We start from the raw sequence: 9,853 nt of genomic DNA, 5'->3' as shown, positions 1-9,853 counted from the left end.
TCAGTCGCCTCCTCAGCCGATGGGAACAAACTGGTCGCGGTGGTCAATGGCGGCCAGCTTTACACCTCGACTGACTCCGGCGTGAGTTGGACACCGCGCGAGAGCAACAGCAACTGGTATTCAGTCGCCTCCTCAGCCGATGGGAGCAAACTGGTCGCAGTGGTCAATGGCGGCCAGCTTTACACCTCGACTGACTCTGGCGTGAGTTGGTCCCCACGCGAGAGCAACAGAAACTGGTTTTACATCACCTCTTCGTCCGATGGCAGCAAACTGGTCGCGGCGGACAGTGGCGGCCAGCTTTACACTTCGACTGATTCCGGGGTGAGTTGGACGCCCCGCGAGAGCAATAGACTCTGGCATGGCGTCGCCTCTTCGTCCGATGGCAACAAACTGGTCGCCGTTGTCAGGGGCGGCCAGATTTATACCTCGACCAATAACATAGTGGGCACAGCAGGCTATCTGAGTGGCGGACAGTACTCGTCTGTTGAATTGCAATACATTGGCAACGGGGTGTTTCTCCCGCTCAGCCACGAGGGAACATTCAGCAGCAATTGAAAGGCATAAGGTAATTCCCCAAACCAGGCCGACGCCACGCACGGCGTAATGCAACGCCGGGTTCGTTCTTTTAGTTTTTTTTCTGAACCGACAGTTACAAACTGCGGTAGTGGTGAAATGGGGTGGGATGACGAACCCAACGTAGGGGCAGACCTGCGTGTCTGCCCTGGTGGCATTAGACGTAATCGGGGGGCGTCTGACCCGACCGAGGCAGACACACAGGTCTGCCCCTACGTTATCCCACCCCATTTCACCACTACCCAAACTGCTTGTCCTAAACTTGAGGATCAAATTTATGCAGATTCCAACCAGACGTTCTCAACTGGCGCTGCTCATTGCGCTACTCGTGTTGTCGGGCTTTACCATCTATGCGCACAAGCGGTTGGAACCCGCGCGCGCCATTTCCACCAATCTGTTCAGGCACCTGAGGAGTGTAACGCCTGACCGCCTACCACCTGTCACCAAGCCGGTCGTTGCGACAACCAGCAAGCCACCAACGCCGCCCGCGCCAGCCATTGAATCCATCACGCTGGAACCAGCACAAAGCGGCGGCAGTTACAACATTACCCAGTCAGTTATTCCCGGCGGTGGCGGCGTCAGTGCAAACGGCAATACGAGCGTCAACGGCACGCTTGGCCAAGGCCTCAGCGCAACCTCAAGCGGCGGGCAATACAGTGTGAGCAGCGGCTTCGTCTCGAATACCTGTCCGGCCATCACGTTGACCACAACTTCATTACCCAATGGCACGGTCAACGCGGCTTACAATCAAACACTGGCGGCGAGCGGCGGCACAGGGTCATATACGTTCACACTCAGCACGGGCAGTTTGCCAAATGGGGTGACGCTTTCGGGCGCAGGCGTTTTGTCGGGCATACCGTTGGCGAGTGGGGCGTTCAATTTCAGCGTGGCCGCCACCGATGGCCAGAGCTGCACCGGCGCACGCACTTACACGCTAACGATCAATTGCCAAACCATCACTGTCAATCCACTCACCCTAGCGCCTGCCAGGAAAGGCGTGCCATATAGCCAGGGCTTTACCCAAACGGGCGGCGTGGGCGCGGTGACATTCGTACTGACGGGCAACGTGCCGCCGGGATTAGCGTTCAATGCGGTGACGGCATCGTTAAGCGGCACGCCTACCCTTGAGGGCAGTTTCAATTTCATTATCACCACGAATGACACCGCAGGCTGCAACGGGCAACGCGCCTACACACTGGTCGTGTTACGCCGCAACGCCGTCATAGCCGATTTCGACGGTGACGGCAAAACCGATCTGAGCATCTTCAGTCCCAGCGCCGCGCCGCCGCTGCCGAATTGGAGCGTCATCAACAGCGGCAACAACGCGACCGTCACCCAGCAGTGGGGCGCGGGCTATGCGCCCTACTTCGATGACATCGTGCCCGGCGATTACGACGGCGATGGCAAAGCCGATCACGCCATTTGGCGCGGGGCCGATTCGATCTGGTACATCCGCAAATCTTCGGACGGGCAGGCTATCCTGCAATTCTGGGGCGCGAACTACGCGCCGTATTTCGACATCCCGACGCCGGGCGATTACGACGGCGATGGCAAGACCGACATCGGGGTCTTCCGTCGTAGCGGCACCTGGTTCGTGCGGCGCAGCAGCGACGGGCAGAACATGATTGTCACGCACGGGCAGCAGGACGACATCCCCGTGCCCGCTGACTATGACGGCGATGGCAAGACCGATTTGGCTGTTTTTCGACCTGGGGCGATTGCGCCCGCGCCGAACTGGATCATCCTGAACAGTTCGACGAACACGGTGACGAGCATTCAATGGGGTGCGGGCTATGCGCCGTATTTCGACACGCCGGTGCCAGCGGACTACGACGGCGATGGCAAAGCCGACTTGGCGATCTGGCGCGGGGCGGATTCGATCTGGTACATCCGCAAGAGCAGCGACGGCCAAGCCATCCTGCAATTCTGGGGGGCGAACTATGCGCCGTATTTCGATATTCCGACGCCGGGCGATTATGACGGCGACGGCAAGGCGGACATTGCGGTGTGGCGGCGCTCCGGCACGTGGTTCGTCAAACTCAGTTCGGACGGTTCGTTCCTGGGCAAAAACCAAGGGCAAAGCGGCGACATACCTGTGCCTGCTTATGGCGTGCGTTAAGCATCCGTTTGCCGGCTTTGAAGAAAAACGGGTAGTGGCTCAACTGGGAGAGTTTCCGGCTGAAGCCGGGACTACAAACTCTCCCAGTTGAGCCACTACCCATTGCAAATGCTTTCACGGAATAGGCCGCAGAACAAGGGCGCAAAAGAGCGGGTTAATCCGACATCTCGACTTCAATCAGCTCGCGGCTCTGTTGCGGCGGTCGCCCCAAAATCAACCAGGCCGTCGGCACGATGACGAACACCATGCCCAGCCACGAAACCAGATTGATCGCGCGATTCCAAAAGACCATATCAAACACCAGGCCGAACAAGATTTGGGTCAAGGCCACCACCGCGACACGCGAAGCCTGCCCCTTGGCAAACGCCAGCGTCATCCCGATTTGCCCCACAACGCCCGCCAGTCCCACCAACACCAGCAACCCGATGACAGACTTGTCAGCCAATTGCGCCGAGTAATCTTTGCGGTTGGTCAACAGCAGAAAGGCCAGCGTAGCCAGGCTGGCGACGCCGGAGAAATGCACGACGATGGCGCGCGGGTCTATGTGCTGCAACCGATTCAATCCCAACATGGCAATTGAGGTAAAGAACGCGCCGCTGAGCGCCATCAAACAGGCGAATTTACCGCTTTGAAAGTGCGGCTGTTGAATCAGCGCGATCCCCACGACACTGGTGAACACTGCCGCGAGAATACCGGTGCCCGGCTTTTGTTTGAACACCAACCACAACAGCATGGTCACCCAAATCGGCGCGGTATTCATCAAGGTCAGCGTATCTGAAACAGGCAAGTGGGCCAGCGCATAAAAGTTGCACAACATACTGGCGCTGCCCGCCAGACTGCGCAGCCACAGGATTCGTGAACTGAAGAAAACCAGTTTGACGCCCGCCCCTTTGGCTAGCAGCAGCGCAAAGCAGAACGCCACCGAAGCGCGCGCCACCACCACCAATTGCCAGTCGCAAAACTCGCCGGCGCGATGGCTGAACGCCGCCATCAGGGCAAACCCGAGCGAAGCCCAGAGCATGTGAAAATAGGCGGTGCGATCAACCGCCGGCGCGACATCCGATGAAGACATTTAACTCCTAGCCCCAACTGCCAGGGCGCTTTTAGCCAATCAGCAAATTGCGCTAGCCAGCAACCGGCGGTCACTCAAACCAGGTGCGCGGACGCCATTCTCCATTCTCCATTCTTAAGCAGAGACGAACCCCACTGAAGACAGTCTTTGCCTAAGAATGGAGAATGGAGAATGGAGAATGGCGGCGCGGCAACTCTTTTGTCTGTGTTTATCCTGGTCAGCCAGCGCATTGATTTCGTCACGGTGCCCTGACATCAGCCCTTTGCTTCTGAGTCGCGCGCTGCCAGCGCTTCATCAAACGCCGCCAGCGGCAGCGATGCGCCGTGCTGAAACAGCAACGCCTTCTTGCGCAAAAACCGCAGCAAACTGGCAGGCCCCATGCGCGAGCCGCCCAAGCCGGAGAGTTTGAACGAATGCTTCTCGGCTTCGTACATCAGCCCCGTCAACGCGCCATCGTTGAGGCTGATCGCGCCCGCGTCCAAGCGCCGGGCAATCGTTTCGGCTTCGATCAAATCGCCTGCGATCACTGCCGCCGATAGACCGTATTCGCTGTCATTGGCGAGCGCAACGGCTTCGTCAAGCGTGGAATAAGGCATCACGGGCAGCACCGGGCCAAAGGTTTCTTCGGTCATCAGCTTCATGCGATGCGTGACGTTGACGACGACGGTTGGGCGCAGCCATTTGCCGCCGCCGTGGGTTTCGATCGCGCCGCCGCACAGGATTTGCGCGCCTTGCGCCATCGCGTCAGCAAGCTGGTCAGCGATGACCTCGGCCTGGCGGTCGAAAATCAGCGGGCCGATTTGGCCTTGATGAATGTCGGGATAATTCAACGTGACCTCTTGCGCCTGGGCGACCAGCAGTTTGACGAATTCGTCGTAAACAGCCGCGTCCACATAAACGCGCTCGAGCGACTGGCAGGCTTGGCCCGTGGCCGCGACCGAGGCGCGCAACACCGTCGCGGCAGCCTGCTCCAAATTCGCCGCAGCCGTCACGATCACGGGGTCTTTGCCGCCCAATTCCAAAAACGCCGGAATGAAGCGGCGCGCACAGGCTTCGGCAACGCTGCGCCCAGTGTTGACGCTGCCGGTGAAACAGACGGCGTCTACCGCTTCGATCAAAGCCGCGCCGGTTGCGCCCGCGCCGGGCACGACGGCCAGCACAGCGGCGAGTTCGGGCACGGCGGCGATGGATTGGCGCAACGGTTCGGCAAAGCGCGGCGTGACTTCGCTGGGTTTGATGATCAGGCTGCAACCGGCAATGAGCGCGGGGATAGCGTCAATCAACGAGAGCGTCAGCGGAAAGTTCCACGGGCTGATGACGCCGACCAGCGCATAAGGCACGTATTGCGTGCGGAAGCTGATCGAAGGCATGGCAACGGATTGTTGCTCCTCTTCTTGCAACAAGGCGGGCGCGAGTTTGCACCAACGGTCAATGGCGCGCAGCACACCATCCAGCTCAATCGTGGCCAGCAAGTAACGTCCAGTGTCTGCGCTCAAGGCTGCGAGGATGTCGGCGCGGTTGGCGGCGAGCGCCGTTTGCCAACGTTGCAGCACTGCGCCACGCGCTGCCAGTGGCAAGGCGGCCCAGGCTGGTTGATGCTGGCGTTGCCGTTGCGCCAGTTCGTGCAGCTCCGCCAGTGTGGGCGGGGTGAATTCGTAATCGTATGCCCCGGTGCGGGGGTTGCGCGCTCTTATGTTCATTCAACTTCTCAATGTTTACCGCTGCTCCGTCACAGCAAAACGCAGACAAGCGCGGATTGGGGAATGGCTGATCGGCGTATGTCGGCGTCTATCTGCGGCGACACTAGAGCGGTTTGCAATTGCGTTTACGGGAGCGCGTTGTGCCCGGACGGTACCGCGCGCGTGAGCAAGCGGCGCAGCAAGTTTATGCCCTTGGCTGAACCGCCCAGGCTCCGCTTGCCCACGCGCGCGGTACCGTCCCGCTGCGCGGCTTTTCCCAGACACTAAGGTGAAAACCGATCTATTCAGCCAAAAAGCGCGCGACTTCTTCAGCAAAGCGCGCGGGTTGTTCCCAGGCCAGCCAATTGCCGCCGCCTTCAATAACAACTTCCCGCAACTCAGGCCGCAGCCGTTTGAGCGGGGCGCTACATTCAACCAGCATATCCTGACTGCCCGTCAGCAAGAGCGTGGGCGCTTGCACACGCGCAAAGGTCGCCAGAAAATCGTGCGTGAAGACGGCCACATAACCCGGATACCAGATTGGCCCGGCTTTGAGCTTTTCGGCAATACAGCGCCGGATCAAGTTTACGTCGTCGGTGTATTGGCGCAGCCGTTCCCATTGCCATTTGATCGCAGCGCCTTCGGCATCGAGTTCAAAGGGCTGGCAACGCGCCAGCATTGCATAACGGTCTTGCCAGCGTTCCCAGGCGGGCGCGCCGTTCAAGACCAGCTTGCCCACTCGCGCCGGATAGTTGGCCGCCACGGCGTTGGCCACCGCCGCGCCGGTATGCACGCCCAGCAAATCCGCCTGCGCTAGGCCCAAGCCATCCAACAGATGAATGATCGAGTCGGCGTAGTCTTCCAGCGTCAGCCCGCGCGCGGGCGCATCCGAACAGCCATAACCTAGCAGGTCAGCCGCAATCACATGCCGCCCTGTTTGCGCCAGCAAGGGTTGCACTTCGCTGAATTCAAGCGACGAGAGCGGCACCTGATGTAACAGCATCAACGGCGTGCCCGCGCCCATTTCACGGTAATGAACATAGCCGTCAGGTGTTTTGAACAAGCCGCGTTTGAGGTTGGCGTTATCCATTGGCATTACTCATTGGCAATTGTCAGTCCCAGCCAGTCTGCGGGTGTATGCATTTCCATGTGCGCGATGCTGTCGGCCACCGCCTGCGCCGCCGTGGCGCTCAAACGCCTGCCCGCATTGGCTGCAAACTTGATCTTGAGTTCAGCCAGGCTGAGCGGATTAGCAGGGCCGCCGCGATTGGCCAGCACTTTCTCGACCAGCACTTCCCCACTCTTTAACCGGATGGTCAGCACGGCGGGAAACTGGTTGGGGAAGATCGCATCGCATTCGGCATTCGCCACGCAACGCACTTTGGCCGCCAGTGCCAGGTAGCGCGGATCGCTGACGTTTGCGTCGGTGAAATCGTCGAGCCACAACCCTAACCCGCCGCCACCGCCCAGCAATGCCGCCGCCACTGTGAAGGGGCCGCTGAATTGCGCGTGATAGCCCGATTGCGGGCGCGCCTTTTGTTCGGGTGGTTGCGCGATGGTGCGCAGCGTGGGCGACGCGACGCCGAGTTCGATCTCAGCAATGTCGTCCAAATTGCCGATGCGCTCGCGCAGTCGCAAGGCGGCATCAATGCCCGCGTGGGTGAAATGATTCGCCGGATACGGCTTGTAAAAGATGTCGGGGATGCACCAGTTTTCGCCTAGCCCATCCACAATCTCTGCGGCGTCAAACTGGCCGCCGCAGAAGGCCTGATAAAAACCGAAGCGTCCTTCCAAAATCGAAGGCGGGCCGGTGAAACCCGCGCGGGCCGTTTGCGCCGCAATGATGCCCGCGTGCGCGGCCCAGCCGCAATGCAGGCGTTTGACCGAACCGCCCGTGCGATTGGCTTCGATCACGCCCGCGCCCAGCGAAGCCGCAATCCCTACGGCATGCATGACGCCCTCAGCACCCAGGCCGTAAAGTTTCGCCGCCGCCGCCGCCACGCCCAACGTGCCGCAAATCGAAGTCGCGTGCCAGCCGCGTTCAAAGAAAACGGAGTTGCCCAGCGTGCGGTCATACGCCGCCATGCCCGCCCGCACGCAGAGTTCGTAACCAATCGCCGCCGCCGCGATAACGTCTTTGCCCGATGCGTTGATAGCCTCGCCAACGGCCAGCACGCCGGGAATGAGCGAGGCGCTCGGATGCAACACTGACGGCAGATGCGTGTCGTCATAATCGAGCGAATGTGCGAGCGTGCCGTTAACGAAGCCGGCGCTGGGCGCGGGCAACCGGTGCGGCGCGCCAATCGTCGTGGCTTCGGGATGGCCACCCCAACTCAGGGCCAGGTTCAACGCCATCTGGCTGGTTTCGAGCGGCGTGGCGGCCAGGCACAGGCCAACGGTGTCGAGCGTGCGTTCTTTGATGCTGGTGATGACGGCGGGCGGCAGCGCATCATACGTCACGTCAGCGGCAAAGCGGCTGAATCGTTGCAGCAGGGTTTCCGAAATGCTCATCGCTCTCTTCTCACAAATGCCAATCACCCAAAGCGCGCCGCACGCTCACTGCCCTTTCGTGCCCAGCAGGAAGGTCAGCGTGGCCCACCGCGATTCATAGTTCACCGCGCCCTCGCTGACGCGGCTCATGTGAATGAATTTGATGTACCACACACCCACGGCTTGCAGCTTGATCTGCGCCAGGCCTTGCGCATCGGTGCGTATCTTGAGCGTAGGGGCCGGGCCGGAGCGCGCTTGCCAGCCGTACAGCACGCTTTGATTCGCCAGCGGCTGCCCGTCTTTGACGCAACGCACGGTCAAGATCGCGCCGACTTTCAGACTGTAAGGATTTTGTTGCGGGATGATTTCGACGGGATAGCCCAGCGCCTGTTGAAACGTAGCGGTGCGCGCGTCACCGACTTGAAAGAGCGCCTTGACGTGTTTGCTGTAACGCTCGTTTGAGTCTTCGTTGAGCTGGCCGTTTTTCTGGCGTTGAAGATAGGTGTCGAGCACGCCTTCGGTTTGCAGGTAGCGGTTGAAGTCTGCCGCCTTCATGTTCAACTCTTTCGGCTTGATCGAAGTGCCGATGACGTAGGTGCCCGGCTCTTTGGTGGCGAAGCGCAGCACGGTTTCAGTGCCCGCGTCACGCCAGTTTTCGAGCGGCGGATGCGTGACGCCCGACGGCGAGACCAAACTCACATCGCGCATACGGTCACGCTCGATGGGATTCGCGCTGTGATGAAACTCGCCGTTGAGCAAGCGCACTTCGACCTGGGCGTTGGGCGCGAGGTAGTAGGAATTGAATTTGAGAAACATGTCGTGTGCGGACGCCGACAGCAACAAAAGACAAAGGCAACACACAGTCAACAAAGATTTCATAACAATCCATCAAAAGAAAGTTGGAGGCGCGGTGCGGTACAGGTAACGATAGCGACTTGATGCTTCCGAGTGTGTCTGTCTCGCGAGCACCAGGTCGCTATCGCTCCCTGTACTGCACCGCCAAGTCACGCAACCACCGCCACAGGCCGCACCGGCACGCCCGTCGCGCCGACGAGCTTCAACGGCGTCAACACAAACAAAAATTCAGACACCTGCGCTTGCGCGAGTTCGGTCAGATTGAGCACTTCGATAATGTTGATGCCGCTTTCGACCAGCAGCATGCGATGCACGGGCAACAGCGCGTGACCGCGTCCGGGGTAGATGCATTCATAGGCGATGGTTTCCGCGCCGGTCAGGCGAATCCGCCGTTCGATCAGCCAGGCGGCGGCGCTCTCATCCGGGCCGGGCACGCCGTGTTCGTGACCGACGAAGGTGGGCGCGTCTGGCCAATGCACAGGCCAGCCGGAGCGAATCAAAACAGCATCGCCAGCTTGCACCGTCACACCTTGCCGTTCGCAAGCAACGGCCAAGTCATCCGCCGTAATCGGTGTGCCGGGCGCGAGCACCGCAACACCTTTGAGCGCCGGGATGTCGAGCATGACGCCCCGGCAAAACGTCAGCGGAATCGAGGCGACATCGTGCAGCTTAAACCGCCCGCCCTGTTGCGCGGCGCAGGCGTCGTGCCCGCCAAAAAGCTGGCCGTTGTGCGAGACGTGGCAGAGCGCGTCAATATGCGTGCCCGTATGGCCGCCCAGCATAATCATCTCGTTTGAGGCCGAACCGCCATCCGCCCGCACCAGATCACCGTGCCGCCGTTGCAGCGCCATTTTGAAGCCGGGATGATTGGGCGAAACGGGCATGGCGGCTTCAAGCGGCTGGGCGAGGTCATAGATTTTGGCCGCGCCAAACAGATTGAAAAGTTGTTGGTTGTCTCCAGGCATTTCCGTTCCTGCTACAAATTCCGTTTGGCGAAGCCTTTGGAGTGCGCGCGGCACAGGCCGCCGCTTTGGTAGCCCTTCGTTAGCTATAAATCAAAGGGCT

General features: G+C 60.1%; 8 protein-coding genes. 2 read left to right on the top strand and 6 right to left on the bottom strand.

Annotated elements, in window-relative coordinates:
- Positions 1–555 (top strand): hypothetical protein (locus HY011_11240; GenBank protein MBI3423502.1); only part of this gene is annotated, 555 nt, incomplete at its 5' end.
- A 295-nt stretch (positions 556–850) separates the two neighbouring features.
- A complete protein-coding gene (locus tag HY011_11235; protein ID MBI3423501.1) occupies positions 851–2,692 on the top strand; it encodes a VCBS repeat-containing protein in 1,842 nt (613 codons plus the stop codon).
- 154 nt (positions 2,693–2,846) lie between these two features.
- Here the strand turns inward: HY011_11235 and HY011_11230 are convergent, their stop codons facing one another.
- The 6 genes from HY011_11230 to HY011_11205 form a co-directional block, all read right to left on the bottom strand.
- Positions 2,847–3,764, bottom strand: a complete 918-nt coding sequence (locus HY011_11230) for a DMT family transporter (GenBank protein MBI3423500.1) — start codon at positions 3,762–3,764, stop codon at positions 2,847–2,849.
- Between the two features lie 254 nt (positions 3,765–4,018).
- A complete protein-coding gene (locus HY011_11225; protein MBI3423499.1) occupies positions 4,019–5,464 on the bottom strand; it encodes an aldehyde dehydrogenase family protein in 1,446 nt (481 codons plus the stop codon).
- Positions 5,465–5,744: 280 nt separating this feature from the next.
- On the bottom strand, positions 5,745–6,533 hold the full coding sequence (locus HY011_11220) for an alpha/beta hydrolase (GenBank protein MBI3423498.1): 789 nt from the start codon (positions 6,531–6,533) through the stop codon (positions 5,745–5,747).
- A gap of 5 nt (positions 6,534–6,538) precedes the next feature.
- A complete protein-coding gene (locus tag HY011_11215; protein MBI3423497.1) occupies positions 6,539–7,954 on the bottom strand; it encodes an MmgE/PrpD family protein in 1,416 nt (471 codons plus the stop codon).
- Positions 7,955–7,999: 45 nt separating this feature from the next.
- Positions 8,000–8,749 (bottom strand): DUF4198 domain-containing protein, encoded by a 750-nt coding sequence (locus tag HY011_11210; GenBank protein ID MBI3423496.1) that lies wholly within the window; start codon positions 8,747–8,749, stop codon positions 8,000–8,002.
- Between the two features lie 188 nt (positions 8,750–8,937).
- The gene (locus HY011_11205; GenBank protein ID MBI3423495.1) at positions 8,938–9,753 is read right to left on the bottom strand and encodes a cyclase family protein; all 816 of its coding nucleotides are present in this window, start codon (positions 9,751–9,753) and stop codon (positions 8,938–8,940) included.
- Positions 9,754–9,853 lie beyond the last annotated feature (100 nt).

The sequence above is a fragment of the Acidobacteriota bacterium genome, assembly GCA_016196035.1.
Taxonomy (GTDB): Bacteria; Acidobacteriota; Blastocatellia; order RBC074; family RBC074; genus JACPYM01.
Note: the sequence above shows the minus strand (reverse complement) of the source record. Positions and strands in the feature narration are given on the sequence as shown.